At 62.3% G+C, this 26456-nt stretch carries 23 protein-coding genes and 1 pseudogene; 17 read left to right on the top strand and 7 right to left on the bottom strand.

From position 1 onward, the window contains the following. Positions 1 to 23 precede the first annotated feature (23 nt). Positions 24 to 1013 (bottom strand): GlxA family transcriptional regulator, encoded by a 990-nt coding sequence (locus ACY8D3_RS06165; RefSeq protein ID WP_462382558.1) that lies wholly within the window; start codon positions 1011 to 1013, stop codon positions 24 to 26. Then, on the bottom strand, positions 1010 to 2002 hold the full coding sequence (locus ACY8D3_RS06160) for an SLAC1 family transporter (RefSeq protein ID WP_462382556.1): 993 nt from the start codon (positions 2000 to 2002) through the stop codon (positions 1010 to 1012). The genes ACY8D3_RS06165 and ACY8D3_RS06160 overlap by 4 nt, the downstream gene beginning before the upstream one ends. A gap of 253 nt (positions 2003 to 2255) precedes the next feature. Between ACY8D3_RS06160 and ACY8D3_RS06155 the strand changes: the two genes are divergently transcribed. From ACY8D3_RS06155 to ACY8D3_RS06125, 7 genes are all read left to right on the top strand, one after another. After that, positions 2256 to 2690 (top strand): CBS domain-containing protein, encoded by a 435-nt coding sequence (locus ACY8D3_RS06155; RefSeq protein ID WP_462382554.1) that lies wholly within the window; start codon positions 2256 to 2258, stop codon positions 2688 to 2690. 178 nt (positions 2691 to 2868) lie between these two features. Further along, complete coding sequence (locus tag ACY8D3_RS06150) at positions 2869 to 3732, top strand: LysR family transcriptional regulator (RefSeq protein WP_462382552.1); 864 nt, start codon at positions 2869 to 2871, stop codon at positions 3730 to 3732. A 121-nt stretch (positions 3733 to 3853) separates the two neighbouring features. Beyond that, entirely contained in the window at positions 3854 to 4906 is a 1053-nt protein-coding gene (locus ACY8D3_RS06145; RefSeq protein ID WP_462382551.1) for a putative 2-aminoethylphosphonate ABC transporter ATP-binding protein, read from the top strand. 1 nt (position 4907) lies between these two features. After that, positions 4908 to 6620: a putative 2-aminoethylphosphonate ABC transporter permease subunit gene (locus tag ACY8D3_RS06140; protein WP_462382549.1), complete on the top strand. Its 1713-nt coding sequence runs from the start codon at positions 4908 to 4910 to the stop codon at positions 6618 to 6620. A 19-nt stretch (positions 6621 to 6639) separates the two neighbouring features. Continuing rightward, positions 6640 to 7467, top strand: a complete 828-nt coding sequence (gene phnX / locus ACY8D3_RS06135; RefSeq protein WP_462382547.1) for a phosphonoacetaldehyde hydrolase — start codon at positions 6640 to 6642, stop codon at positions 7465 to 7467. 34 nt (positions 7468 to 7501) lie between these two features. Continuing rightward, positions 7502 to 8518, top strand: a complete 1017-nt coding sequence (locus tag ACY8D3_RS06130; protein WP_462382545.1) for a putative 2-aminoethylphosphonate ABC transporter substrate-binding protein — start codon at positions 7502 to 7504, stop codon at positions 8516 to 8518. Between the two features lie 74 nt (positions 8519 to 8592). Then, entirely contained in the window at positions 8593 to 9753 is a 1161-nt protein-coding gene (locus ACY8D3_RS06125; protein WP_462382543.1) for a TIGR03364 family FAD-dependent oxidoreductase, read from the top strand. Between the two features lie 60 nt (positions 9754 to 9813). Here ACY8D3_RS06125 and ACY8D3_RS06120 read toward each other — a convergent pair whose 3' ends face one another. Continuing rightward, positions 9814 to 10569, bottom strand: a complete 756-nt coding sequence (locus ACY8D3_RS06120; protein ID WP_462382541.1) for an SDR family NAD(P)-dependent oxidoreductase — start codon at positions 10567 to 10569, stop codon at positions 9814 to 9816. 165 nt (positions 10570 to 10734) lie between these two features. Beyond that, a complete protein-coding gene (locus ACY8D3_RS06115; protein ID WP_462382540.1) occupies positions 10735 to 11649 on the bottom strand; it encodes a pirin family protein in 915 nt (304 codons plus the stop codon). Positions 11650 to 11753: 104 nt separating this feature from the next. Between ACY8D3_RS06115 and ACY8D3_RS06110 the strand changes: the two genes are divergently transcribed. From ACY8D3_RS06110 to ACY8D3_RS06095, 4 genes are all read left to right on the top strand, one after another. Next, on the top strand, positions 11754 to 12659 hold the full coding sequence (locus ACY8D3_RS06110; RefSeq protein ID WP_462382538.1) for a LysR family transcriptional regulator: 906 nt from the start codon (positions 11754 to 11756) through the stop codon (positions 12657 to 12659). A 120-nt stretch (positions 12660 to 12779) separates the two neighbouring features. After that, positions 12780 to 13379 (top strand): NAD(P)H:quinone oxidoreductase, encoded by a 600-nt coding sequence (wrbA, locus tag ACY8D3_RS06105; protein ID WP_178079726.1) that lies wholly within the window; start codon positions 12780 to 12782, stop codon positions 13377 to 13379. Between the two features lie 58 nt (positions 13380 to 13437). Continuing rightward, complete coding sequence (locus ACY8D3_RS06100; RefSeq protein ID WP_462382536.1) at positions 13438 to 13857, top strand: nuclear transport factor 2 family protein; 420 nt, start codon at positions 13438 to 13440, stop codon at positions 13855 to 13857. Between the two features lie 218 nt (positions 13858 to 14075). After that, a complete protein-coding gene (locus ACY8D3_RS06095; RefSeq protein WP_462384266.1) occupies positions 14076 to 14954 on the top strand; it encodes a helix-turn-helix domain-containing protein in 879 nt (292 codons plus the stop codon). Here the strand turns inward: ACY8D3_RS06095 and ACY8D3_RS06090 are convergent. From ACY8D3_RS06090 to ACY8D3_RS06080, 3 genes and pseudogenes are all read right to left on the bottom strand, one after another. Then, a complete protein-coding gene (locus tag ACY8D3_RS06090; protein ID WP_462382535.1) occupies positions 14951 to 15508 on the bottom strand; it encodes a flavin reductase family protein in 558 nt (185 codons plus the stop codon). The two genes, ACY8D3_RS06095 and ACY8D3_RS06090, sit on opposite strands and share 4 nt — an antisense overlap. A 142-nt stretch (positions 15509 to 15650) precedes the next feature. Then, positions 15651 to 16572 (bottom strand): annotated as a pseudogene (locus ACY8D3_RS06085) (NADP-dependent oxidoreductase). A 27-nt stretch (positions 16573 to 16599) separates the two neighbouring features. Beyond that, the gene (locus ACY8D3_RS06080) at positions 16600 to 17025 is read right to left on the bottom strand and encodes a DoxX family protein (protein ID WP_462382533.1); all 426 of its coding nucleotides are present in this window, start codon (positions 17023 to 17025) and stop codon (positions 16600 to 16602) included. A 449-nt stretch (positions 17026 to 17474) separates the two neighbouring features. On the opposite strand from ACY8D3_RS06080, the gene ACY8D3_RS06075 reads away from it, so the two are divergent. The 6 genes from ACY8D3_RS06075 (at position 17475) to ACY8D3_RS06050 (ending at position 26403) form a co-directional block, all read left to right on the top strand. Continuing rightward, entirely contained in the window at positions 17475 to 19349 is a 1875-nt protein-coding gene (locus tag ACY8D3_RS06075) for a pyruvate kinase (RefSeq protein WP_462382531.1), read from the top strand. Positions 19350 to 20177: 828 nt separating this feature from the next. After that, complete coding sequence (locus ACY8D3_RS06070; RefSeq protein WP_462382530.1) at positions 20178 to 21167, top strand: helix-turn-helix domain-containing protein; 990 nt, start codon at positions 20178 to 20180, stop codon at positions 21165 to 21167. Between the two features lie 71 nt (positions 21168 to 21238). Further along, positions 21239 to 22165 carry a SphA family protein gene (locus ACY8D3_RS06065; RefSeq protein ID WP_462382528.1) on the top strand — a complete coding sequence of 309 codons (927 nt, stop codon included), beginning with the start codon at positions 21239 to 21241 and terminating at the stop codon, positions 22163 to 22165. 10 nt (positions 22166 to 22175) lie between these two features. Beyond that, on the top strand, positions 22176 to 23402 hold the full coding sequence (locus ACY8D3_RS06060; protein ID WP_462382527.1) for an MFS transporter: 1227 nt from the start codon (positions 22176 to 22178) through the stop codon (positions 23400 to 23402). A 59-nt stretch (positions 23403 to 23461) separates the two neighbouring features. Further along, positions 23462 to 24901, top strand: coding sequence for an amidase (locus ACY8D3_RS06055; protein ID WP_462382526.1), 1440 nt, complete (start codon positions 23462 to 23464; stop codon positions 24899 to 24901). A gap of 536 nt (positions 24902 to 25437) precedes the next feature. Then, positions 25438 to 26403 (top strand): endonuclease, encoded by a 966-nt coding sequence (locus tag ACY8D3_RS06050; RefSeq protein ID WP_462382524.1) that lies wholly within the window; start codon positions 25438 to 25440, stop codon positions 26401 to 26403. Positions 26404 to 26456 lie beyond the last annotated feature (53 nt).

The raw sequence follows: 26456 nt of genomic DNA, 5'->3' as shown, positions 1-26456 counted from the left end.
TACAGGCTGTAGGCAAACACCGTTCAAGCGCCTTGCGCGCCGCCCGTCTTGTCGCGCTGATGGCTGAACCGGTCTCGATATTGGGCGGGCGTAATGCCGAGCCGCTGGCCGAAGACAAGCCGCATTCGCGCCGCGCTGCCAAACCCACATCGATAGGCAACGGTCTTTAGCGGAAGCAGCGTACCTTCGAGCAACTGTCGCGCCCGGTCGATACGGGCCCGTTGGACAAACTCGCCTGGCGTGAAGCCGAGTTCACGGGTAAATACCCTGGCGAGATGCCTCGGGCTCATCGCGACCACACCGGCTAACGTTTCTATCGTCAGCGAATCCGCGAGGTGCTCCATCACATGGCGTTGCACGCGCTCCACGGTCGGGTCCGGATCAATCGTGTCAGGGAGAAACGGGCTGAACTGCGACTGCCCACCCTGCCGCTGCGTGACAACCAGCAAGCGCTTCGCCACGGCGAGTGCCACGCCTGCCCCGTGATCTTCTGCGACCAAGGCCAGTGCGAGGTCGATCCCCGCCGTCACGCCCGCGGACGTAACCATCCGGCCATGCCGGACATAGATGCGATCCACTTCCACTTCGGCTTTGGGAAACTGCTCGCGCAAGCGCTGCGCATGCTGCCAATGGGTGGTTGCAATTGCACCCTCCAGCAGGCCAGCACGCCCCAACAGGAACGCACCCGTGCAGATCGAGCCAAACCGGGGCGTACACTGCGCTTCTTTCGCCAACCATGCGCTGATGACCGGGTCAGTCGCAGCTGTTGGAAGGTCTGGCCCGCCTGGCACGAGCAACAGATCCGCCCCGACCGGGCCTGCACTCACGGCACGATCCGCATCGATCTTCATGCCATTGGAAGCACGTAGCGGGCGCCCGTCCGCTCCGACCAGGACAACCTCGTAGCCAGCCCCGGGCGAAACGAAACCATTGGCCTCGGCAAATACATCCAGCGGGCCGGCGACGTCCAGCGACTGGACCCGGTCAAACACCAGCATCGCGACGCGTTTCATTTCGCGGGCATTCCTCCTGACACGGGTGCAGCCGGGAAATAGCCGCCCCTGAGCCAAAGCCTGAGCGTGCCGACCGCCACGCAACCAGTGACGATGATAGCGGCGCAGAAGCCAATGATGGCGACTGTTTCAAGCCCGGCGTGAGGGTGCCGCTCCACGGCGAGGATCAGGCCTTGCGCCAGTGTTGCCACGCCGAAGGTGTAGGCCCAGTAACCCGCCGCGAACGGCTGCTCTCGGAGCCAGCCAAGCGAAACGAACAATGCAGCTGCCACGAACACGGCATATCCGGAAAGCGCCAGCGTCACAGGCAAATGTGCCTGCGCCCCGCTGAGCATCTGATACGCCACGAGCGCGACGACGCAAGGCGCCATGTAGATTCCCATGAAGTTGCGGGTGCGGGCGGCCAAGCCACCTGACATCAACTGCTGCGTCAGCACCGAATCCAGCACAAACCAGGAAACGGCTCCAATGCCAAAGAGCATCCAGCCATAGGTGACATAGCCAAAAGCGCCCGCGGCCAGTGCGTTGACCAGTACGCTTGCGCTGTAGGTCAGCAGTAGCGGCGGTACGATCTGAACCGGTTCACGCTGTACTTGCCAGGTTGCGGCCATTCGGAGCGCGCCGTAGGCCAGGTTCGCAACGGAGCCCAGCCAGAACAGCCCTACGGCCAAACCGTGCTGGTACGGCTGCACGGCCAGTGCGATCAAAATGACCGACTCCGGAATGAGTGCAATGAAAGCGGATTGGACCGGGTCGCGCCATTCAGCCAGAGCAGCCTCCCGCGCCATACACCATTTGTAGACGTAAAGGCCCAGCCAGACAACGAACGACAGGATCGCAAGACCCTCCAGCATCTCCCCGGCCTCGCGGGGCAACCCCCAGCAGTCCGAGGCGAAACGCCACGCGTTCCCCGTCTCGGCGAGGCCAAGTGTCATGGCAAAAAAGGACGCAGGTATCAGGGGTATACGGGGTGCGGCAGCTCGGTTCATGGATGTCTCGGTAAGGTGATGGCGTTGGACGATCTATTGTCGAATCGCCACCAAGCGGCCTCAATCGAACAGACGCATCGAATCCGGACATCGTGGCGCGCTTTCCGGACATAGCGCCATTGACCGGCGGCCTGGCACCTATCCATTAACGTCATCAATCGTTCCCATTGCGCACCGTGGCTGGAGGCCGCGTCTGGCTTGGATCACACTGCCGTTACCGCCAACCAAAGCGCATCGTAGGGAGCAATACGACATGAGAAACGCAGGCCAGTTGATCGCCGCCAAGGCCATGCAGGACGTCCACACCATCAGTCCGGATGCCACCGTTCTGGACGCGCTACGCCTGATGGCCGACAAGAACGTTGGCGCCCTTCCCGTTCTGCGAGATGGCGAGCTGGTCGGCATCATCAGCGAGCGCGACTATGCGCGCAAAGTCGTACTGCAGGGCCGCTCCTCATTCGCTACACCCGTCAGCGAGATCATGACCGAGGCCGTGATCATCGTGCTGCCGCAGCAGACCGTAAGCGAGTGCATGTCGCTGATGACTGAGCACCACCTGCGCCACTTGCCGGTCATGGGTAACGGCCGCCTCGTCGGGCTGCTGTCCATTGGTGACCTGGTGAAGGAAACCGTCCAGGAGCAGGCTTCGACAATCCGGCATCTGGAACAGTACATCCGCGGCGAATGATGCCGAGAGCAACCCCGCGCTGCGTGCAGTAGCGCTCGATGGGTCGTATCGCATGGGCTGGCGCGATGGCATGGGCAGCCGGTCGAACAACCTCATGCCAGCTATGCGTGATTCGGAGTAGCATCCGCACGGGCACGGCGATGCCCGCCCTTCGATCTTTCAGGGAACGGATCTACGCATGCTGTCTGCCGAGCTCAAAGCGTTTTACATGGTCGCCCGGCTTGGGAGCGTCACTCAGGCCGCGAAGAAGCTTGGGCTGAGCCAGCCGACCGTGACCACTCAGATTCGAAACCTGGAAGGGCAATACGGGGTCGAGCTTTTCCACCGCGGCGGACGTCGCCTGGCGTTGAGCGATGAGGGGATACAGCTGCTTCCAATGGTCCAGCAGCTGCTTCAACAGGAAGCCGATATCGAATTCTTCCTGCGCAACAGCGGCCAGGTGGAAGGGTCACTGCGCATCGGTGCTACGGCGCCCTATTACGTGCTGGATCTAGTCAAGCGGTTCCGCGAGCAATTCCCTCGCTGCGACGTGACGCTGGAGATCGGCAACTCCCAGCAGGTGATCGAAGCCCTGGAAGAGTATCGGGTGGACGTCTGCGCCTCCTCCCAGAAAATCGCCGATACCCGCCTGACCTGCCTGTTGCTGGGTGAAGATCCGCTGGTGCTCGCGGTGCATCGTCACCATCCGCTCGCCGCGCACGATCGTGTCCCTCTGAGTGCCCTTGGCGGGCATTGTCTTCTCATGCGAGAAGCCGGGTCCACGACCCGAGTTTTGACCGAGGCGCTCCTGCAAGACGCCGGGCGGGCCGCCGGCCCCCTGTTGGAAATCGGCAGCCGCGAGTCCATACGCGAAGCGGTGCTGCGCAATATCGGCATCAGCATCATCGCGCGACATGAAGTGCCTGATGCGCCACAGCTCAAAGTCATTGAGCTCGAAGGCGCGCCTTACATAGGCGAATACCTGTATTGCCTGAAGGAGCGACGCCAGGCGCGCCTGCCGGCCGCGTTCCTGTCGCTGGCGCGCGCTGCCGCCAATCGGTGACCGCTACGCAAAATCGCTGATGACACTATCGGCAGGTTTGCGGCAAATGCCACGAAGGCTTAGTAGTGCCTGCTTAGCATGATCCTCGTTCGAGCTATCGGCTCCCAACGAGGTATCCCACATGGCCAAGCCACATTCAATCGGCCTGCAGGTGCGCGACATCTGCAAGGCCTTTGGCACCTACACCGCACTGGATGGCGTATCTCTCGATGTCGAGCCGGGTGAACTGGCCTGCCTGCTGGGCCCCTCGGGCTGCGGTAAAACCACCCTCCTTCGTTGCATCGCGGGCCTCGAACATCAGGACCGCGGCACCGTTGTGCTCGGCTCGAAAGACGTCTCGATGCTACCGCCGCAAGCGCGGGACTACGGCATCCTCTTTCAGTCCTACGCGCTTTTCCCCAATCTGACGGTCGAGCAGAACATTGGATACGGGCTGTCCATAAAGACCCGAAGCGAGGTCCGCACGCGTGTTGCCGAGATGCTCGACCTGGTTGGCCTGCAAGGTATTGAACGCAAATATCCGAACCAGCTTTCCGGCGGCCAGCAACAGCGCGTAGCACTGGCACGCGCGTTGGCACCTGCCCCCTCGCTGTTGCTACTGGACGAGCCGATGTCGGCACTGGATGCGCAAGTACGAGAGCATCTCTGCACCGAACTGCGCGCACTGCAGAAAAGACTCGGCACCACGACCGTAATGGTCACCCATAACCAGGAAGAAGCCCTGCTGATGGCGGACCGCATCGCCGTCATCAACCAGGGTCGGGTCGAGCAGTACGCCACGCCGCGCGATCTTTACCGTACTCCCGCCACCGCCTTCGTGGCCCAGTTCATCGGCCAGGGCAATTGGCTGCCGTTCTCGGAACACACGAACGGCGTTGCTCGCGTAGGTGCGCTTGAAGTGCGCGTTGCCTGCATGAACGCCGCGAGGAACGGCCGCCTTTTCTGCCGGCCCGAAGCGATCCAGCTCAATCCCCCGGGCACAACCGAGAACACGTTTTCGGCGCACATGCACGAGCTGACGTTCCTTGGAAATCGGTGCCGAGTGCATTTCGAACTGGATGCAATGCCCGGGCATGCGATGTTCGCCGAGCTTTCCCCGGATGCTGTCCCGCGCCTTGCCGGCAGGTCGTTACGGGTCGCACTGCCTTCAGATAGCCTGCAGGTGTTTGCCTGATATGGAACGTGCACTCCTACTCGAAGCCCGCCGCGCGCGCCGGCCGCTCTCTCCTGATGTCGCCGACCGCCTGTTCGTTGTCGGTGGCCAATCGCTCCTGCTGGCCCTGCTCCTTCTGGCCGTGCTCCTACCGGTCCTGGCCATGCTATGGCGCGGATTGATCGGTGATGCCGGACAGGGCGGCGGCTTAACTGCGGCTTTGGCCCTGTTCGCGAGCGACAACTTTCGCTGGTTACTAGGCAACAGCCTCCGGACATCGCTTACCGTCGCCGCGCTGGTCGTGCCGCTGGCCTACCTTTTTGCCTACGCCCTGCAACGTACCTGCATCCCAGCCAAGGGACTCTGGCGTGGCATCTCACTGCTGCCGCTGTTAGCGCCTTCGATGTTGCCGGGTATCGCCCTCATCTACCTGTTTGGCAATCAGGGCCTGCTGCGCGATCTGGTGGATGAAAATATCTACGGGTTCTGGGGCATCGTGCTTGGGCAGGCCATCTACACCTTTCCCCATGCGCTCATGGTGCTGATGTCGGCACTTGCGCTTGCCGATGCCCGGCTGTTCGATGCAGCAGCGAGCCTGAATACCTCATCGTGGCGCGCGTTCAGAACCATCACCTGGCCGAGCAGCCGCCAGGGCTTTTTCGCGGCCTTTTGCCTGGTCTTCACGCTATGTATCACCGACTTTGGCGTGCCGGTCGTGGTCGGCGGTGATTACCAGACACTGGCATTGGAAGCGTACAAGGCGGTGGTCGGCCAGCAACAGTTTGGGCGTGGCGCGCTCATTGGCCTGGTCCTCTTGGCACCAGCAGTCCTGAGCTTCGGGGTAGATGTCTGGCTGCGCCGACATCAACGCGACGCGCTGGCGAGCCGGGCCCAGGTCTACCGGCCTGCGCCGTCAGCGCGCCGGGATGGCTGCTTCCTGGGGCTTACCCTGGCGATCTGCCTCGTGCTGCTGGTTGTTTTCGGGATGGCCATCTACTCATCCCTGGTTGCTTTCTGGCCCTATAACCTTTCGCTTTCCCTGCAGCACTATGCATTTTCGGAGCTTCCGGGCGGCTGGTTGGCGTACCGCAACAGTGTGACGCTCGCCCTGTTCACAGCCCTGTTCGGTAGCCTGCTGATATTTGCCGGCACCTACCTCATCGAGAAGACGCGCCAGACCCTGCTGACGCAGGCACTTCGGCTGTTCTGCTTCGTACCGATGGCCGTGCCGGGCCTCGTACTGGGGCTTGGATACGTGTTCTTTTTCAACGCCGCCGGCAATCCACTATCAGGTCTCTATGGCAGCCTGACGCTACTGGTCATCTGCACCATTGCGCACTTCCTGACGACGGCGCACATGACCGCCTCCACTGCGTTGCGCCAACTCGATGGTGAATTCGAAGCGGCGGCGCGATCGCTCAAGGTCCCGCTAGTTCTGCACTTTTTCCGCGTGACAGTGCCCATGTGCCTTCCCGCGCTGCTCGATATCACCCGCTATCTGTTCGTCTCCGCGATGACGACGGTCTCGGCCGCGATCTTCCTCTACAGCCCCGACAGCGTTCTCGCCGCCGTCGCCGTTCTCAACATGGACGATGCCGGCAACGTAGGCGGTGCGGCCGCCATGTCGACGCTGATCCTGCTGACCTCCGGCTTCGTTTCAGTACTGCTCGCCACGGCTTCGCGCGGGCTGCTCCGCCGCTCCATGGCGTGGCGCCAGCCTATTCCTCACCCCTGACACGACACAGGTAAAGATCATGCATCATCAAACACCGACTTGCCTGCAAGCGGCCATCCTCGATTGGGCAGGCACCGTGGTTGACTTCGGCTCCTTCGCACCCACGCAGATTTTCGTCGAAGCATTCGCCACCTTCGACATCGAGATCAGCCTGGATGAGGCGCGCGGCCCCATGGGTATGGGCAAGTGGGACCACATCCGCACGCTGTGCAACCAGCCAGCCATCGCGGATCGTTTCAGGCGGCGCTTCGATCGCCTGCCCAGCGATGCGGACGTCACGGCCCTCTACGAGCGCTTCATGCCGCTTCAGATTGCCAAGGTCGCGGAGTTTTCCGACCTGATCCCCGGCGCACTCGAGTGCGTGGCAGCGCTACGTGAGCGCGAGTTGAAGATCGGCACCTGCTCGGGTTATCCCCGGGTCGTCATGGAAAAGGTCGCCGAACTCGCCGCCCGCAACGGCTACGTACCCGACCATGTCGTCGCGACAGATGACGTGCCCAAGGGTCGCCCGAGCCCTGCACAGGCGCTGGCCAATGTCATCGCGCTAGGCATCGATGACGTCGCCGCGTGCGTCAAGGTCGACGATACCGTGCCGGGCATCCTGGAGGGCCGTCACGCCGGGATGTGGACCGTTGCGCTGCGCTTCTCCGGCAACTTTCTGGGAATGAGCTGGGAGGCCTACCAGACGTTATCGGCGGATCGCCTCGCCGCCGAGCGCCAGCGTATCGATGCGCTGTTTGCAGAAAGCCGCCCGCACTACCTGATCGACACCATTGTCGATCTGCCGGCCGTCGTCGATGCAATCAACGCCGATCTGGCCCTCGGCCGTTTGCCACAGAACACCTGAACGCTGCCTTCTCACACCTACCGGAGCATCCCCCATGTTCACACGCATCGCCCTGGCCTGCCTTTTGGCCGCCACGACCCTGTCTGCCCATGCCGCGACCGAGCTGACGGTTTATACCGCGCTGGAGGTCGAGCAACTGCGCACCTACAAGGAAGCATTCGAAAAACAGCACCCGGATATCAGCATAAAGTGGGTACGCGACTCGACCGGCATCGTCACGGCAAAGCTGATGGCCGAGAAGGATCGCCCCCAGGCAGACGTGGTTTGGGGGCTGGCAGGATCGAGCCTCGCCATCCTCGATAAGCAGGGCATGCTCGAGCCCTACAGCCCGGCCAACCTTGGGAGCATCAGTGCCAATTACCGGGACGGCGCCACACCGCCGACCTGGGTCGGCATGGACGTCTGGGCAGCGGCCATTTGCTTCAATACCGTGGAAGCGGAGAAACAGGGGTTGCCCAAACCCACGAAGTGGGAAGACCTCACCAACCCGGTCTATAGGGGCAAGATCGTCATGCCGAATCCTGCTTCGTCCGGCACGGGATATCTCGACGTCAGCGCATGGTTGCAGATGTTCGGCGAGCAGCGTGGCTGGGCCTACATGGATAAGCTCCACAGCAACATCGGGCAGTACACCCATTCCGGCTCAAAACCCTGCAAGCAGGCAGCCGCCGGCGAGTTTCCCATCGGCATCTCGTTCGAGTACCCCGCCATCCAGCTCAAGCGCAAGGGCGCGCCACTCGACATCGTGCTGCCCGAAGAGGGTCTTGGTTGGGAGATCGAAGCCACCGCCATCATCAAGGGTACGCCACACCTGGATGCCGCCAGAAAGCTCGCGGATTTCTCGGCCAGTCCTGGCGCGATGAACCTCTACAAGGCGAACTTCGCCGTACTCGCGCAGCCGGGCGTTGCCGGGCAAATCGAGGAACTGCCCGCCGATTACGAGCAGCGCCTCATCACCAACGATTTTGCCTGGGCCTCGGAGAACCGCGACGCGGTATTGGCCGAATGGCGCAAGCGCTACGACGGCAAGTCCGAGCCGCGGGCGCAGTAAATCGTTGTTGATGGCCAATACATCGGGCGCGATCGGGCCCGCACGCTGAACGTATCCATTCAATGAGGAACACCATGTCACAGCACGATTGCGACCTCGCGGTCGTAGGCGCCGGCATTCTGGGGCTTGCCCATGCCTGGGCCGCCGCCAAACGCGGTCTGAAGGTAAAAGTCTTCGAGCGTACCCACACGCCGCTTGGCGCATCGATCCGAAACTTCGGCCAGGCGCTGGTCGGTGGCCAGGCGCCCGGCCCCATGTTGGATCTGGCTCGCCAGGCTCGGTCGCTTTGGGCAGATCTGGGAATAGCGGCCGGCTTGTCGATACACCAGCAAGGCTCGCTGCTCTTCGCCCGAACCGAAGCCGAAGAGGCCCTGCTCCATGCGTTTCGCGCAGGCCGTGGCAAAACGGAGGGTTACCGGACGGAGCTGCTCGATGGTGAACGACTGGCAATGATCTATGGCGGCCGCTTCGCGCACCACCGCGCCGCGCTTCATAGCCTCGATGATCAGCAGCTGTATTCGCGGGAGGCCTTGCCGCAGATCGTCGCGTACCTGGCCGATGAGCTTGGCGTCGAGTTTCATTTCTCGACCCTGGTACGCGATGTGGAGCCAGGTCGCGCCATCACGACAGCGGGCGTATTCAAGGCACCCCAGATCCTGGTGTGCTCGGGTCACGATTACCAGACGCTGCTGGCCGCCGAAATGGCCGAACTGAAGCCTCAGGTTTGCCGCCTGCAGATGCTGCGTGCGCGCCTGGACACGCCCTTCGAGCTCAAGCATGCCGTACTGACCGGCCTGAGTTGCGTCCACTACGGCGCGTTCGCGGACTTGCCGGAAGCGGATGCCATCCGCGAGCAGATCCGCGAGACGCAACCGGAACTGGAATCGCACGGCATTCACCTGCTGATCAGCCCCACGCCATACGGCGAGTTGATCATCGGAGATTCCCACGCCTACGGCGCCGATGCCTCACCCTTCAATGCCGAGCCGGTGGATCGACTGCTCATTGATCTCGCCGAGCACACACTTGGCGCCAGACTCAATGTTGTCGAACGCTGGCAAGGCGTCTACGGCGCCCGAGGCCCCGGGCCGTTCAGTGTGGTCAAGGCCGCGGACGGCGTCACGGCAGTGCTGATGCATACCGGGCTCGGCATGAGCGTCGGGCTCGCCCTCGGGGAGCGCACCGTGGCTGCACTTTTGGGCGAAAGCGACTGGCCAGTGGCGAGAGTGGCCTGAAGCGGTATCGGCCAATCGAAGGCCGCCACCAGAAGAGGTCGGCGGCCTTCGATTGGCGGGTCAGCCTGCGGTAACGGTCATGCCACCATCGGCCATGACCACGGCGCCAACCATGAAGCTCGCACGCTCCGAGGCCAGGAAGGCGACCACCTCAGCGATCTCCTCCGGCTGGGCAGCGCGCCCGATAGGCGCGGCTTCGCCGTGCTGGGCCAGGAAGCCTGGGCCGTCCTCAACCACATCGTTGAGGATGTTCGTGACCACATCGCCCACGCCGATGGCGTTGACGCGAATGCCATGTTCGATGGCTTCGAGCGCCAGCGTGCGTGTCAGCTGGGCCAGCGCGCCCTTGGACGCGGTGTACGCCGCGATGGTCGGGAAGGCGAAATACGAGGCGTACGACGCGATGTTCACGATGGCGCCGGACTTGTTCGGCATCATCGCCTTGACCGCTTCGCGGCAGTGCAGAAACGCCGTGGTCGCGTTGACTGCCTGGATGCGCTCCCAGTCCTCGCGGGTCATGTCCACGACCAGCTTGTTGATGATGATCCCGGCGTTGTTGACCAGGATGTCGAGCCGGCCGAACTGCTCGACCGCCAGCCCAACCGCGCGCTCGGCGGCGCCGTCTTCGCTGATGTCAGCCACCAGCGGCACCAGCCCAGGCCGAGCCAGCTCTTCCACAGCGGGGTTCAAATCTTCGGCGATAACCTTCGCGCCACGTGCATGCAGCATGAGTGCGATGGCTTTACCGATGCCACTGGCCGCGCCAGTAACCAGTGCGACCTTGCCTTCGACTTCTTGCGGGACGGTGTCAGCCATGGTGATTCCTCCAGAGTCGAGGCCAAGCGAGACATTCGCCGGCCTGCACCTTGATTAGGTGCCGTCGTTGATGACGGCTCTACTGTCTCGCAGGCAGGCCATGGCGGCCTTTGCGGGCTTGCCCGGACTGTCGGAGTTTTGTGCCAAGCTGCGCGGGGTTGGAGGTTATTTGAAGCGCCAGCGCGTGCCGGTTTCAGGCAGTGGGATGTAGTCGTTGTCGCCTGGCACATCGGGAAAGCGGCCCGATCGCCAATCTTCGGCGGCCTGAAGAATCCGCTCCTGGCGGCTGGAAACGAAATTCCAGTAGATGTGGCGAGGCCCTTCGAGCGGCTCGCCGCCTAGCACCATGAGCCTCGCGCCCTGAAGTGCTTGAATGACGACGTCACTGCCGGGCCGAAGTACAACGAGCTGGTCCGCACCGAAACGCCCGGCCTGGCCGACCACTTCAACCTCGCCGCTGACCACATAGAGGGCGCGCTCGATATGCTCGGCAGAAAGGTGATATCGCGCCCCGGCTTGCAGTTGCAGGTCGGCGTAGAACAAGTCTGAAAACGTGCAGGTCGAGGCGCGCTGGCCTTCGAGCGAGCCTGCCAGCAGCCGCAACGTTATGCCGTCGCCCTCTACCGTCGGAAGTGAGGGCGTAGCGAGGTGCTGGAAGCCTGGATCGGTCTCTTCATGCGCATCTGGCAGCGCCACCCAGGCCTGTAGGCCCATGAGCGTGCTGCCGATGGCGCGTACCGGGTCGCTGGACCGCTCGGAGTGGACGATGCCGCGGCCTGCAACCATCAGGTTCACCTCACCGGCCTGCAGCTGCTGGATATGGCCAGCGCTGTCGCGGTGCAGCATTTCACCCTGGAGCAGGTAGCTGATCGTTGCCAGGCCGATATGGGGATGCGGGCGAGTGTCCACGCCCTCCCCGGCGCCGAAAACCACCGGCCCGAAGCTGTCGAGGAAGACGAAAGGTCCCACCATGCGCCGCTGCGCCGAGGGCAGCGCGCGGCGTACATCGAACCCACCGATGTCGCGTACGTTGGGCAGAATGATCTGTTCGATCGAGGAGGCTGAGGTATGAAGCGTCATGGCGGAATCTCGCTGAGCGGCTGATGGATGGGGAGCCACTCTAGGCTCGCTAGCTTTTCAGCAAAACCCGGATAATATGCGCCAAATCGTTCGAGGAATTAGAAATGATCTCCGATCCCGGCACCCCTACGCTGGACCAGCTGCGCGTGTTTCTGACGGTCGTGGAGGTAGGCAGCTTTGCCGGAGCCGCGCGAAAGCTGCATCGCGCCACGTCGGTGGTGAGCTATTCGATCGCCAACCTGGAATTGCAGCTGGGCGTCAGCCTGTTCGACCGCAAGACCACTCGCAAACCGCAGCTGACCGATGCCGGGCGCACTGTACTGGCCGAGGCCCGGACCATCTATAACGGCATCGACGGGTTGCGAGCCAAGGTCCGCGGCCTGCTGCACGGGCTCGAGGCCGAAGTGCATCTGGTGCTGGATGTGATGCTGCCGAGCGAGAGGGTGGTGGACGCGCTCAAGGCCTTCCGGGAGCAATTCCCCACCGTCTCCCTGCACCTGCATATGGAGGCGCTGGGTGCGGTGACGCAGCGGGTGCTCGATCGGGGCGCGACGCTGGGCGTCAGCGGTCCACTCACCATGAGCATCGACGGGATCGAGCGCATCGGTGCAGGCAAGGTCGCGTTGATCCCGGTGGCCGCGCCGACCCATCCACTGGCCGCTGCCGGACCCCATGAGCCGGGCGCCGGGCGGGAACACGTGCAGCTGGTGCTCACTGACCGCTCCAAGCTGACGGGAGACCAGGAATTTGCGGTGGTCGGGACGCGGACCTGGCGGTTGGCGGATCTGGGCGCCAAACACATGCTGCTTCGCGAGGGCATCGGCTGGGGAAACATGCCCGAACCGATGATTCGCGACGATCTGGCCAATGGACGGCTCGTGTGCCTGGACCTACCGGACTGCGCCGGCGGCGACTACCTGTTCGACGTCATCTACCGTACCGACACGCCACCCGGCCCGGCCGCGCGCTGGCTGATTGAGCGCTTCAAGGAGCAATCCCAGGCTGCCTGATGTTCGATAAAATCGAACGTAACGCTCGACATTAGCCGGCTTTTGCCGAACCTAACCCCATGAGAAAGTGCTCTCCATCGCGGCGACACACTGTCAGCCACAACGTTAAGGAGACATCTCATGGCAAAGGTTCTGGTTCTTTACTACTCGTCCTACGGTCACCTGGAAACGATGGCCCACGCTGTGGCCGAGGGCGCACGTGCTGCTGGTGCGCAGGTCGACGTCAAGCGCGTTCCTGAAACGGTGCCTGAAGAGGTTGCCCGCAACGCCTACTTCAAGCTCGACCAATCCGCTCCGGTGGCCACCGTCGCCGAGCTCGAACACTACGACGCCATCATCGTCGGCACTGGTACTCGCTTCGGTCGCATCAGCAGCCAGATGGCGGCGTTCCTCGACCAGGCGGGCGGCCTCTGGGCTCGCGGCGCCCTGAATGGCAAGGTTGGCGGCGCCTTCACGGCATCAGCCACACAGCACGGCGGCCAGGAAACCACGCTGTTCTCGATCATCACCAACCTGCTGCACTTCGGCATGACCATCGTCGGTTTGCCTTACAGCCACCAGGGGCAGATGGGTGTTTCGGAAGTGGTCGGCGGCGCGCCATACGGTGCGACCACCATCACTGGCGGCGACGGCTCGCGCCAGCCAAGCGAGACCGAGCTGGCCGGGGCACGTCACCAGGGCGAACTCATCGCCCGTACCGCCACCAAGCTGTTTGGTTGATCTTAAGGGGCCCAAGACCGGGCCCCTTCGTTATCCGATTCGTACAGGAGCGCAGGCCATGACCACCGCCGCCGAACTGCTTGAGCTGCATTTTGCGACCTTCGTTGACGACCACGAGCATTGGAAGACGTTGATTGCCGACGACCTGATCTGGGAGCTGCCTTTCGCGCCTACACTGGGGCATCCCGCCCGGTTGGTGGGGCGCGATCAGGTGCTGGGCCATGTCGGCTGGTTCGTTGGCGCCGTGGAAAACTTCCGCTTCTTCGATCTGAAGATCCACCCCGGCGCCAACCCTTCCGAATCCAGCGCCGAGGTCAAGGCCGAAGGCGTGATCAAGCCGACCGGCCGCCGTTACGAGCAGGACTACGTGCTGTTCGTGCGTGTGGAAAACGGCAAGCTCGCGTTCATTCGCGAGTACTTCGACCCGGTGCGCGCGGCCATCGCGCTCGACGCTCAGATCCCCTCTCTGGCCAGCTGATCCCAGCCCTTGCAGCGTCACACCGCTGCGCTACCCTATCGACCGCCGCCCTCGCCCGAGGGCTTTGTCGATGATGGTCCCTTGTGAATCAATCCGACCCAGCCGATCACCCTGCGGTAGCCGAGCGGAGTGCCGTCCAGCGGAGTGCCGCGCAGCGCATTCACGCCGAGCGAAACGCCGCCCGACGAATTCACGCGGAGCGAATTCACGCCGAATCCATGCTGCAGTACATGCCAAGCGAACACCTGGCGTTGCCACAGCAGCCAGGCTTCAAGGATGTGGTGCTGCAGCTGTTCACCCATCGCAGCATCACCGAGCCCATCCTGGTGCCGGCGGTAGCCGAGCCACTGCTGGTCATGGTGCTGGCGGGTGCCGCCAGGGTCGAAGAACGCACCCTGGGCGGTGAGTGGGAAGCGGTCGACGTCCAAGTGGGGGACTTTTATCTGACCAACTCTGCCCTGCCCTACGAGATGCGCTGGCAAACCCGAGGATGCGACACCTTCGAGGTGATGCATCTGTATCTCGCCCATTCGCTGGTCGACCAGGCCGCGCGGGATCTGCTGGGCAGTCAGGGCGAGCCGGTCAACTTCCTCGATATTTCCGGAGGCCAGGATGCACTGGTGCGCATGCTGCTCGAACAGCTGCGCCTCGAACTCATCGAGCGGCGCGAGCCCAGTCCGCTGTATGTGCACAGCCTCGCGCAGGCGCTCACGGTCCACTTGATTCGTACTTACCGTGACCCGGCCTCCACCACCCGGCGCACCAATGCGCTGCAAGCCTACAAGCTGCGCCGGGTCGTGGCGTTGATGCACGAGCGTCTGGCGGACGAATTCTCCCTGGCGGAGCTGGCAGAGGCGGCGCAACTGAGCGAGTACCACTTCAGCCGCCTGTTCAAGCGGGCCACCGGCGTATCGCCCTCGCAATACTTCATCCGCCTGCGCATGGCCCGCGCGCGCGAGTTGCTGCTCGAGACCGACCTCAGCGTGATCGACATCGGCCTGGAGGTCGGCTATTCGAGCCCCAGCCATTTCTCCCAGGTGTTCCGCCGCGAAGTAGGCGTGACGCCAAGCGCCTATCGCAGCCCTGAGCGCGGCTAGAGATTTTGGGGCTTGAACCGATCGCTGTAATCGAGCACACGCCCGGCAACCATGAACTGCCCTTGCCCGCGGTAATGCAGGGTTTCCGGTTCGGTCACGGCCGGCGCCACGTGGGCTTTGACGATCTCCCAGATGAACAACCCGTACTCGTCGATCTGCCGGTCATCCGCCAGGCGACACTCGAAGTTGGCATAGCATTCATCGATCAGGGGCGCAGCCACGTACTCGGCTGGCGCGGCGGTCAGCCCAAAGGCTTCGAGCTTGTCCAGCTCCGTGCCCGTGCTGTTGCCGACATTGACGACCGTATCGGCCAGGTCTGCCGTCGGCACGTTGATCACGCATTCGCGGCTGCGGCGGATCAGCTCGTAGCTGTGGTTCCCTTCCCAAAAGTAGCAGCCGAACAACGCGGGCGTGAACTGCAGCATCATGTGCCAGCCCATGGTCATGATGTCTGTTTCGCCTTGCCAGGCGGAGCTCACCAACACGATCGGGCCGGTCTCAAGGTGGCGCCGGACGTCGTGCAAGGGAAAGTCGGTTTTCATGTAGCGAGCCATAAGGCATCTCCTGTTCCAGGTTGAAGACAACCCAAGGCTCGCCGGATTCCAGAAAGGTTGCTGTTGCGCCTCTGCCTCCGCTGTCGTGGATTTGCGCGCACAAAAAAGCCGGGCTATGCCCGGCTCTTCTTGCAACGGTTGTTCATCGGCTGGCATCGAGCACCAGCTTGCCCCGGGTGTGTCGCCCAACTCTTGCGCAACGCCCCTTCGGCCTGTGACAGGGGGAGCACCTCGACATCGATCACGAGCTTGCCTGCCTCGAACAGTGCCGCGATCTCGGCAAGTTGGCAGCCATCGGAGCGGGTGGCGAAATTCTTGCCCGTCGCGCCTGCCGCCTGCGCCGCTGCGGCATCCGGCGGGCTTACAGGAGAGACCAGCACGCCACCGGCCTTGATCACCAACCAGGACCGCGTCTGGGTGTCGCCGCCCACAAGATCCAGCACCACATCGACCTTATCAACCTGGGTCTCGAACGGCGTCTGGGTGTAGTCGATCACCTGATCGGCGCCCAGCGACTTCAGATACTCATGATTACGCGCCGACGCCGTGGCGATAACGGTGGCACCCGCCAAGCGCGCCATCTGCACCGCCATGCTGCCTACCCCGCCTGCTGCCCCGTGAATCAGAACCGTCTGCCCAGGTTTGATGCGCCCATGCTCATGCAAGGCCTGCCAGGCGGTGAGCGCCGCAGCCGGCACGCCGCTGGCCTGGAGCGCAGACAACCTGGAGGGACGGTGCGCCAGTCGATCAGCGCTGGCGACCACCTGGGTCGCATAGCCGCCGACGATCCCGATGAAACCAAACACCTCGTCTCCGATGGCGAAACCTTGCACCCCTTCGCCCACCGCCGCTACGCGGCCGGCCACTTCGACGCCGGGCGTATAGGGCAACTCCAGCGGAATGAAGCTTCTCATGGAGCCCGACAGAATTTTCCAATCGATCGGGTTCACGCCGCTGCCGGCTACATCGATAAGGACTTCATTGCGGCCTGGGACCAGCGCCGGACGCTCTTGCAGGGTGATGCCTTCAGGCTGACCGTATTGCGCTACGCGAATCGCTTTCATGATTTCTTCCTCAGTCCCTTGAAGTGGTTAACCGCGACGCGCATCCAGGCTGAAACGCCCAGCGCCGAAGGCGACGACCTGCAACAGCCCACCGGCCATGGCGATGTTCTTGAAGAAGTGGATGAACTGGTTCTGGTCGCCCAACTGGTTATGGAACGCGAGCGCCGTGACAACGGTGAAGGCAGCAAGGCCCGCGGCCACAAGGCGAGTCCGGTAGCCGAGTATCAGCGCAACGCCGCCGGCCAGCTCAACCAGGATGGCAAGTGCGAGCGCCAGTGTTGGGAATGGCAGGCCGACCGACTCGATGTAACCGATCATGCCGGCCGGTGCCGTGAGTTTCGAGACGCCCGAGAGAATGAAAATGGCGCTCAGGAAGACGCGCCCCGCGAGGGCCGCCGAGGCGGAGAAGTTGACGGAAGTGTTGGTGGTGGCATTAGCGATCGACTGTGACATGACGTATTCCTCTGGACTGGGCCACCCCTGTGGTGAGCCGCAATGAGGAAATGATGCGCGCTGCCGACTTAACTAAATAGCCGTCTCTTATCGACAATTAGGTTCTATTAAATAGAACGAGCCTAGCCTGTGCCATCGACTGCGGTCGGGCGCCCAGGATGCCTCTGTGCAGCCAGCGAGTACCGACGTATCGGCTAAACATGCTGCATACCTCTGGGCATAGGCCTCGCCCGCAAGTTGCTGCTCGGCAACGACCTCAGCGTGATCGAGATCGGGGTCAGTACTCAAGCACTACCATTCCCCCGTCCCTGCTATCTGACGCGACAGCGCAGCAATACCAAGATGGTCTCTGCGATTCACGTTTTGTAACGATCGCTCACCTATGCTTGAGCGCCGACCGCGGTCGGATACCTGAAGCCCGCGCGGGGCGCCATTTTGAGCGACTCATCTTGAAACGTTCGAACCAGCCAGCTGCCGATGTTACTTATGATGCGCAAGCGCTACTCAGGCAGCTTCAGCAGTTGCGGCAACAGCTCGCCGAAGCCATGCGGGATGGCGAAGCGCGCATTGCACGCTGTGACCCGGGCTATCAGCAGAGCGCGCGCAATCTGCTTGCCTACCTCGCGCTGCGATGCCACGACATTCGTCCGCTGCAATTGGCATTGGCAGATATCGGGCTGTCCTCGCTAGGGCGCTCGGAAGGTCATATCGTGTCAGCGGTCGATGCGGTCATTTCAATCCTTCAACGTCTGGAAGGTGAGCCGGCGTCGAATACGGCTGCACCCGATTGCACACTGACCGCGGGCCACGACCGCCTTGTCGAACATGCGGACGCGCTCTTCGGCACTCCCCCTCAGGGGCGCGATGTGCGGATCATGGTGACACTGCCCAGCGAGGCCGCCGAGGACTACACCCTCATCCACGACCTGCTTGCAAGTGGCATGGACTGCGCCCGGATCAATTGTGCCCATGACGGTCCCATCGAATGGGCAAAGATGATCGAGCATATCCGCAACGCTGAAAAGGAAATGCGGCGGCCATGTACCGTCATGATGGACCTCGCCGGCCCTAAACTACGGACCGGGCGCATCGCGTCGGGCCCCGCCGTCTTGAAAGCCAAGCCCCGGCGAGATGCGTATGGCCATCCAATAGCGCCTGCTCGCATCTGGCTTGCTTCAAGCGAGCGTCCTTTCGATCCGCCCTCGCCTGCAGATGCCACTATCCACGTCGCGGGTGACTGGTTGGCTAAGTTGGCAGAGAACGAGGTCGTCACCTTTCGCGATGCGCGAGATGCAAAGCGCCTGTTGATGATCGTGGAATGCACAAAGCGTGGCTGTTGGGCCGAACTCTGGAAGACCGCCTATTTCGCGCCGGATCAGGTCCTGCGTACGTCGCGCAAACGCCGCAAGACACGTGTCGCCCCCTTCCCCGCAGCCGAGCAGAAAATTCACCTTGAGGAAGGTGAGATCCTGCTCGTGACCGGGCCAGACACGATTGGACACTCAGCGACTTACGATGCATCGGGCGCGCTACTGACGCCCGCTCGCATACCCTGCACGCTGCCGACCGTGTTCGACGATGCACGCTCGGGCGAACAGATCTGGTTCGACGACGGCAAGATCGGTGGCGTAATCCAGTCAATCAATGATGGTCAGATCCATGTCCGCATCACCCACGCACCGGGTGGTGCAACGCTGAAAAGCGACAAGGGCATCAACCTGCCCCAGACCCGCTTGAATGCACCCGCGCTGAGTGCGGATGATCTCGAAGCCCTGGCCTTCGCAGCTCGCCACGCGGATGTCGTAGAAATGTCGTTCGTGAATGTCGCAGAGGACGTCGAAACACTGCTGGACGCACTGGCGCGGCTGAAGGCGACCGATCTGGGCATCGTCCTGAAAATCGAAACCCAGCGCGGCTTCGAGCACCTTCCCGCGCTGCTCCTGGCTGGCATGAAACGCCGTCGGTTCGGGGTGATGATCGCCCGAGGCGACCTGGCCGTGGAAGGCGGCTTCGAACGCATGGCCGAATTGCAGGAGGACATCCTTTGTCTCTGCGAAGCGGCGCACGTCCCTGTGATCTGGGCGACGCAGGTCTTGGAAAGCCTGGCCAAGAAGGGCGCCCCATCCCGCGCTGAAATCACCGATGCGGCAACTGGCATTCGCGCTGAGTGCGTAATGCTGAACAAAGGCGCGCACGTGCTGAAGGCGGTCACTACGCTCAGCGAACTCCTGGCCCGCATGCAGCAACATCACCGCAAGAAGCGGCAGATGCTGGGGCCGCTCGCAATCGCGTGCCAGCTTAATGAACGGCGTGACGGCGCGTAGGTGTTTCTCGGCAGCTCAATGTCAACGCCAGGCTATAGCCGGCCCAGATACCCTACGCCGCAGGCCACCAGATGCTCTGCAAAAGCCCAAGCGACGTGCGTTGGCACCATGACCGGCAGACCGAGGGCGCAGTGGTATGCGGGCTGCGGGAACCCAAGCGACAGAGGGGAACGAACAGCACCCGGCTAACGGAGCGATGGCTGAGCTGAACCGTCCGACGACGTCCCGCGTTCCTAAGCAGTGCCGCCTGCGTAAACATCCCTTTCAGCGCCCTTGCCACGACACCCACCACCTACCCTGCTTCGAGCCGATCAGCCGGAGGGACTCAAGTAGAACCGCCAGCCAATCACATCGAGACCTGGGGTGTGTCGCGCTGGAAACCTGCCGAGCAGCCTTATCGACAGGGTGGCCGCCGTAACATCAAGCCCTGTTTCCAGCAATCACGGCTCTGCAGACGATGTCATCGAGATAGACCTCACGCGTCGCGACGGCATCGCTTCACTCGCTGCTGACCTGTCGCCGCAATCAGTAACACTCGACTGGGCAGGTGACCCTACCTTGGACACTGATGGTGCATCAGAAAAGCGGCGCGCGGGTAATGCGTCAATGCTCGCGACTTTGTGTGAGATGTATCCGCGCTAAAGCCATCTGCCGCTGCGCATTGCTTGCCTCTGGCTGCCGACATGCTTGGCACTGAATGCCACCGACGAAGCCGGCCTATCCGATTTCGGCAAAAAGCAGCTTATCGGCGTTCACAAAGCCGCCAGGGGAACGATATTTGCGTCGAAGAGCCTGGTTCAAACCGTTTCTGCGAAAAGGGTTTCGAAAATGCACAGCCAAGCCGTCGTAGCAGAGCGTTCACAGCTAAAGGGTTCCCCCATTCAATACCGATGCACACGTGACATCGAGGAACATGCGCAAGCCTTGAAGGGCTGGCAGTTGCGATACGACCAGCTAAGCCCAGGCATATTCAGCGGGGAGCTCATCCACATGGAGCTGGGCGGCATGCAGCTCATTCGTGACCGATCCAACCAGGCGATGACTAAAAAGGGCCAAAGCTGGGACGGCGCGATCACGTTCAGCATGCCGCTCGACTGCCCAGATCCACGCTTTCATTGCATCGGCCATTCGATTGAAAAGCCGAGCCTGCTCATCGCCCGCGCCGAACAGCTCCCGGAGCTGCGCGTGGGCGCGGATCTGGACCTCGTATGCGTGGCCGTCGATCAGGCTGTCCTCAACGACGCAATAACCCGTCAGGGTCGGGAGCTGGATCTCAATCACCTACCGCGCTGCTATCAGTTGCTGAGCCTCCCGAGCCAGCTGGAACTCATTCGCCTCTTTCGTGACGTGCTGGATCATCAGGCGACAGGCCCGGCGCTTCTGGGGCACGCCTCGATTCGCGGCGCGCTGCGCGATGCCATCATCATGCACCTGCTGGAACTCATCGACAGCGACGAAGGCCACACGCTTCCACCAAGCGCACGCAAGCGGATGGTCGACCGCGCGCGTGAATACGCACTTGCGAACTGCGACCGCCCCATCAGCATCTTGGATGTGTGCAACCAGATCGGTGCCAGCCGACGCAAATTGCAGTATTGCTTTCAGGAGACCCTGGGCACCAACCCAGTCGCCTACCTGCGTGCGCTGCGCCTAAACGCTGTACATCGTCAGCTTCTTCACCCAAACGGAAATGACTCTGTGCAGACGGTCGCGGCGGAATGGGGTTTTTGGCACCTTAGCCGCTTCGCGACCGATTACCGTCAGCTCTTCGGCGAGCGCCCCTCCGACACGTTGCGCCGCGCACGAAGAGTGTGCTGATTTCGGATAACGACGCACACCCACGCACTCCTAGGCTCGCCCCATAACAAAAAACAACAGGGGTTGCTGCTATGGGTCTTTTTCGGCGTTCATCACTCGCCATATCTGCTGCAGTATGTACGACATTGTTTCACAGCGCGGTGCACGCGACGGAAAACGGCGCGCCGACAACGCCATTCGGTGTCTATGACTTCGGCGCAGGGAACACCCCGCCGCCCACACCATTCGGCACCATCGGCATGCGTACCGCCTACTACTGGGCCAATGAGCAGAAGGATGGCAGCGGCAAGAACGTCAACAACGCATTCTCTCTGGATGTGCTCTCGGTCGGCCTGGCCTACATACGTATGACCGATACTCACCTGTTCGGTGCGCGATATGGTTTTGGCGCCGTACTGCCATTCTTTCAAATGGATGCCCGTCTAAAAGTCCCGACCCCGTTCGGCCCGCTTCGCTTTTCCGAAACGGTCACACGCCAAGCGGATGCCCAGGTTATTCCCTTGATCCTGCAGTGGGACGTCTCGCCCAACCTCGCCGTGAACACCCAGTTGCAGATCCAGGCGCCAACCGGTGACTACGACAAGGATCGGCTGGTCTCGCCGGGCCTCAACCACTGGACCATCTCGCCGGCTTTGAACGCCACCTACATCACGGACACAGGGTTCGAGGTGTCGTCCAGCTTTCAGCTCGACTTCAATACCCGCAACCACGCCACCGACTACAAGAACGGCGTCGAGTACCGCCATGAGTTCGCTGTGGGCCAGCACATAGGTCCGTTCACGCTCGGCCTGGGCGGCTACTACTACCGTCAGCTCAGCGATGACGATGCGCCCAACCTGGAGACCGGCAACCGTGCGCGAGTCCTTGCGCTAGGCCCGGCCATTAGCTTTTTCAAGCCCGGACTGCCCCCTGTCTGGTTCCACCTCTACAAGGAATTTGGCGCGCGTAACCGCACCGAAGGCCAGACCGTAGCCCTGCGTATCTCGCACAGCTTCTGAGGACCGCATCATGTCGACTGAACAAACCGCTCACCCGGAGGGCGCTTCGCGCCGGGCCACCGGAAAACGTGAAGGCCTGGTCCTGATGCTGGCCAGCAGCCTGACAATCATGGGCGCCGTGATGGTTGCTCCAATCCTGCCCAAACTGGGCGCTGAGTTCGGCCCGGTCGACCCTCGGGCGGACGTGCTCATTCCGTTGCTGGTAACCGGCCCGGCGCTGGCGATCGCCATCGTCGCACCGGTCGCCGGCTGGCTATCGGACCGTATCGGTCGGAAGGCGCTGCTGGTAATCGCCACGTTGCTCTACGCCATACTTGGCGCCCTGCCCACCCAACTGGCCGACCTTACCAGTATCGTCGGCGCTCGCTTGCTGTTCGGCTGTACCGAAGCGGCCATCATGACCTGCTGCGCAGCCCTCATTGCGGACTATTGGCAGGGCGAGGAGCGGATGCGCTACGTCAACCTCCAGGTGATCACCATCGGCCTGGTCGGATCGCTCTTCTTTCTACTCGGCGGCATCCTGGGCGAGCATTCGTGGCGCCTGCCGTTCTACCTCTACCTGCTTCCCCTGTTGCTCGTGCCGGCCATGCTCAAGGTCCTGTGGGAGCCACAACGTCGTGCTGTCGTTCATACCGTCAACGATCGAAGCCATGTCAGCGTACCTACGCTTGTGCTCGGTTACCTGTTGATCTTAGGCGGCATGATCGTGAGCTTCGTGGTCCCGGTCCAGGCACCGCTGTTACTGGCCGGCCTGGGCGTCACTTCCAGCACACTGATTGGCGCCTGTGTCGGCGTTGGCCTACTGGCAACGCTCGGGGGCTCGCTCTCCTGGGGCTTCCTGCGCCGTGCCATCGGCATTGCCGGTTGCAACGCACTGTTATTGACGCTCATGGCAGTTGGCCTCTGGCTACTCATCAACGCGGAAGACTATCGCCAGGTACTCGCTGCCGTGTGTGTCCATGGCCTGGGCGCCGGCTTGTTGGTACCCAATGCCATGGCGCCCGTGATGAACGCGTTGACCCCCAATACCCGCGGCCGAGGGCTTGGCGCATTCACTGGCTTTCTTTACATCGGCCAATTTGTCAGCCCCCTGATAGTCGCTCTGCTATCCGCGTTCGGCTACGACCTGCGCGGTGCCATTGGCTGGCTTGCGACGGCAAGCCTCGTCGCCGCCTGCGCCTGGCTACTCGGCGCCGTGCTGCTACCGCGGCGCGCAGAAACCGTGCCGCACGCCTGACGTCCCCTTCCCTTTTGGGCTCGGCATTGAGCCCGCTCGCCTGCAATCCGAGGTTCACCATGCACAACATCGAATCACTGATGGATCAACACGACGCCACCGGCCTGGCCGGATTGATCGAACGACGTGAGATCAGCCGACAGGAACTGCTCGAAGCCAGTATTGCCCGACTCGAACGGGTCGAACCGGACCTCAACGCCGTTGCCGAGAAGCTGTACGACAGTGCCCGTCTTGCGCGGCCAGTAGCGGGTCCCTTCTCAGGCGTACCGACGCTGGTAAAGGACCTCTTTTCACCGCTGGCTGAAGCCCGGATGACCAATGGTTCCATCGCGCTGGGCGACACGCATCCGGGGCTCGATGATGCCGTTGTCGAACGCCTGCGCGGCGCCGGTTGCCAATTCATCGGCACGACGACCTCACCGGAATTCGGGACGTCCTACACCACCGAGTCGACTCGATTCGGCGCAACGCGTAACCCCTGGAATACCGAGCGCAGCGCGGGGGGCTCGAGCGGTGGAGCCGCGGCACTGGTCGCGGCACGCGTGGTGCCGTTCGCCCATGGCAACGATGGCGGTGGTTCATTACGCGTGCCGGCGTCCTGCTGTGGTGTATTCGGACTCAAACCCAGCCGTGGCCGGATGCCCAGCGGTCCGCTCGTGGGCGAAGGATGGGCGGGCATGGGAACACCCCACGCCATCACCGTCTCGGTGCGCGACAGCGCGGCGCTTCTGGATATCACCGCCGGTGCCGATCTTGGCGCCCCCTACGCTGCGCCGTGGCAGGACGAACCCTTCGTGGATAGTCTGTATAGGCCACACCGGCCCCTGCGTATCGCATTGGTTGAGCAACTGGCGCCCTGGCCGACCAGCCCGGAGGCGCTAGCTGCCGTCCGGCATACCGCAAAGCTGTGCCAATCGCTGGGCCACCACGTCGTTCCGGCCGAGCTACCGGTGGATCCGCTGCCCCTGCTCGATCAGATATTCGACATCATTGGCGCCAGCACTCGCAGTTACGTTGACCTGCTCGGGCAGATGCGCGGCAAACCGGTGCAGCTCGACGAGCTCGAACCCCGCACCCGCATCATCCTCCGTGAGAAAGGCGATACGAGCGGTGCGCGGTATGCCGATGCGGTTGCGGGTATTCATGGGCTGGGGCGACGCCTGGCTCACTTCATGATGGACTTTGACCTCATCCTGACACCCACGCTAACCCGAGAGCCGCCGGTTATCGGTACGCTCGACGCATTCGACGATAGCCTGGATCTCGCCACGATGATTCAGCATTTCCACAGTTATTCGCCGTTCACAGCGCTTTTCAATGCCAGCGGCCAGCCTGCGATGTCGGTGCCGCTTTATTGGACCGAGGACGGGCTCCCGATCGGATCTCATTTTGCGGCTCGCTTCGCCGGCGAAGGCACGTTGTTGTCGCTGGCGGCACAACTCGAGCGCGCGCAGCCGTGGGCCGGGAGAATTCCGCCTGTCAGTGCGACCCGCCGATAAAGGTAATGCGGGCTCACCACTTGGCTGATGCCCACGAGCTAGCGCAACGAAACGATACGTGCCCGATCAACGGGGGTTGCTGTCACAACCCAGTCACCAGGCTGAGAACCACAGGCATTGAGACGAATGCCTAGGGGCTGGAGATCCCCTTTCAAACCTTGCGCCTCCTGCCGGCGAGCATATAACTCCGCGCCCGGCAGGTACAAACGGTACGGAACGGCCGCGCTGCGAGCGTAGATCCTTACCTTAACGAGTCGTCCTGCATTTGTTCTGAGCGCTGCACTGCGCGGCCTGTCCATAACGCCGATGGCTTCTATAGGACAAAACCGTGAATCACGGGCTTGCGGGACTGACTCGGTGTTCCCGTTCTTAATGACCGCTCTGCGCGCACAGGCCGCTGCCGCCGTCCGCCTACTGTGAAATTTCGCACAATTCTTCGGGAGCAAATCACACCTCTGATAGTCTGAGGCCGGGCTCGTCACGTCGTCGGCGGACCCTGCCGCCTCCCTTTTCCTAGCTGTCATGCATACCTATTGATGAAACGTCTCGTTGTTGCTGTCACCCTGCTTCTGTCCCTGTCCGTCGCGTTCGCCGACCCGCCCTCCACCTTTCCTCAAGCCAAGGTCATCGCCAAAGAAAAAGTCTACTTCGATCAGGCATCGGGTCGCTCTGGCGAGCTGTATTGCGGTTGCAACTGGCGCTGGGCCGGCAAGTCGGGCGGCCGTATCGATTTCGGGTCATGCGGCTACCAGACGCGCAAACAGCAGAACCGCGCCGAGCGGATCGAGTGGGAGCACATCGTGCCCGCTCAGACCTTTGGCCAGCAGCGGCAATGCTGGCAGAAAGGAGGCCGGAAGAACTGTATCGCAGACGATCCAGTGTTCCGGGTCATGGAGGCGAACCTCTTCAACCTTTACCCATCCGTTGGCGAGGTGAACGGCGACCGAAGCAATTTCAACTATGGTGTCGTCGCGGGTGCGTCCGAGTATGGCCAGTGCCGGACCAAGGTTGACTTCAAGGCGCGCACCGCTGAACCCCGCGATGAAGTCAAAGGCCTCGTGGCGCGCGTGACGTTCTACATGTTCGATCGCTACGGACTCAATATGTCCAGGCAACAGCAACAGCTGTTGATGGCATGGGACAAGCAATTCCCGGTCACCGCTTGGGAGCGGCAGCGCGACGGTCGAATCGCTGCCATCATGGGGCACCATAACCCGTTTGTGACCGGCGAACGGAAGTGGAGCCTTGGATACAAGCCCGTAGGCGACGGTGTGGTTAGCCCGATCCCCAATCGCGCCCAACGGGAAACACAGCCCAAAGCGCCTAAAGCGGCGTCGACGGGCTCCGGCAAGATTGTTGGCAATCGGAACAGCCATATCTATCACTTGCCAAGCGGTTGTCCGAGCTACAACGATGTGGCGCCCAAGAATCGCGTCATGTTCGAAAGCGAGAAGGAAGCGACGGCAGCGGGTTATAGGAAGGCACGAAACTGCAGCACTTGAATCCCAAAGCGAACCGCTGAGTCGGCTTATCAGAAACAAAAAAATCCCCGACT

The organism is Pseudomonas sp. Marseille-QA0892, from assembly GCF_054950135.1.
The sequence above is the reverse complement of the archived record's forward strand: the minus strand, read 5'-3'. Positions and strand labels throughout refer to the sequence as shown.

Bases quoted from the DNA above. Each gene is read 5' to 3' on its own strand.
- ACY8D3_RS06160 (WP_462382556.1), bottom strand. From the start codon at position 2,002: ATGAACCGAGCTGCCGCACCCCGTATACCCCTGATACCTGCGTCCTTT.
- ACY8D3_RS06155 (WP_462382554.1), top strand. From the start codon at position 2,256: ATGAGAAACGCAGGCCAGTTGATCGCCGCCAAGGCCATGCAGGACGTC.
- ACY8D3_RS06090 (WP_462382535.1), bottom strand. From the start codon at position 15,508: ATGGCTCGCTACATGAAAACCGACTTTCCCTTGCACGACGTCCGGCGC.
- phnX (WP_462382547.1), top strand. From the start codon at position 6,640: ATGCATCATCAAACACCGACTTGCCTGCAAGCGGCCATCCTCGATTGG.
- ACY8D3_RS06100 (WP_462382536.1), top strand. From the start codon at position 13,438: ATGACCACCGCCGCCGAACTGCTTGAGCTGCATTTTGCGACCTTCGTT.
- ACY8D3_RS06145 (WP_462382551.1), top strand. From the start codon at position 3,854: ATGGCCAAGCCACATTCAATCGGCCTGCAGGTGCGCGACATCTGCAAG.
- wrbA (WP_178079726.1), top strand. From the start codon at position 12,780: ATGGCAAAGGTTCTGGTTCTTTACTACTCGTCCTACGGTCACCTGGAA.
- ACY8D3_RS06065 (WP_462382528.1), top strand. From the start codon at position 21,239: ATGGGTCTTTTTCGGCGTTCATCACTCGCCATATCTGCTGCAGTATGT.
- ACY8D3_RS06165 (WP_462382558.1), bottom strand. From the start codon at position 1,013: ATGAAACGCGTCGCGATGCTGGTGTTTGACCGGGTCCAGTCGCTGGAC.
- ACY8D3_RS06080 (WP_462382533.1), bottom strand. From the start codon at position 17,025: ATGTCACAGTCGATCGCTAATGCCACCACCAACACTTCCGTCAACTTC.
- ACY8D3_RS06140 (WP_462382549.1), top strand. From the start codon at position 4,908: ATGGAACGTGCACTCCTACTCGAAGCCCGCCGCGCGCGCCGGCCGCTC.
- ACY8D3_RS06060 (WP_462382527.1), top strand. From the start codon at position 22,176: ATGTCGACTGAACAAACCGCTCACCCGGAGGGCGCTTCGCGCCGGGCC.
- ACY8D3_RS06115 (WP_462382540.1), bottom strand. From the start codon at position 11,649: ATGACGCTTCATACCTCAGCCTCCTCGATCGAACAGATCATTCTGCCC.
- ACY8D3_RS06120 (WP_462382541.1), bottom strand. From the start codon at position 10,569: ATGGCTGACACCGTCCCGCAAGAAGTCGAAGGCAAGGTCGCACTGGTT.
- ACY8D3_RS06050 (WP_462382524.1), top strand. From the start codon at position 25,438: ATGAAACGTCTCGTTGTTGCTGTCACCCTGCTTCTGTCCCTGTCCGTC.
- ACY8D3_RS06130 (WP_462382545.1), top strand. From the start codon at position 7,502: ATGTTCACACGCATCGCCCTGGCCTGCCTTTTGGCCGCCACGACCCTG.
- ACY8D3_RS06055 (WP_462382526.1), top strand. From the start codon at position 23,462: ATGCACAACATCGAATCACTGATGGATCAACACGACGCCACCGGCCTG.
- ACY8D3_RS06070 (WP_462382530.1), top strand. From the start codon at position 20,178: ATGCACAGCCAAGCCGTCGTAGCAGAGCGTTCACAGCTAAAGGGTTCC.
- ACY8D3_RS06125 (WP_462382543.1), top strand. From the start codon at position 8,593: ATGTCACAGCACGATTGCGACCTCGCGGTCGTAGGCGCCGGCATTCTG.
- ACY8D3_RS06095 (WP_462384266.1), top strand. From the start codon at position 14,076: ATGCTGCAGTACATGCCAAGCGAACACCTGGCGTTGCCACAGCAGCCA.
- ACY8D3_RS06110 (WP_462382538.1), top strand. From the start codon at position 11,754: ATGATCTCCGATCCCGGCACCCCTACGCTGGACCAGCTGCGCGTGTTT.
- ACY8D3_RS06150 (WP_462382552.1), top strand. From the start codon at position 2,869: ATGCTGTCTGCCGAGCTCAAAGCGTTTTACATGGTCGCCCGGCTTGGG.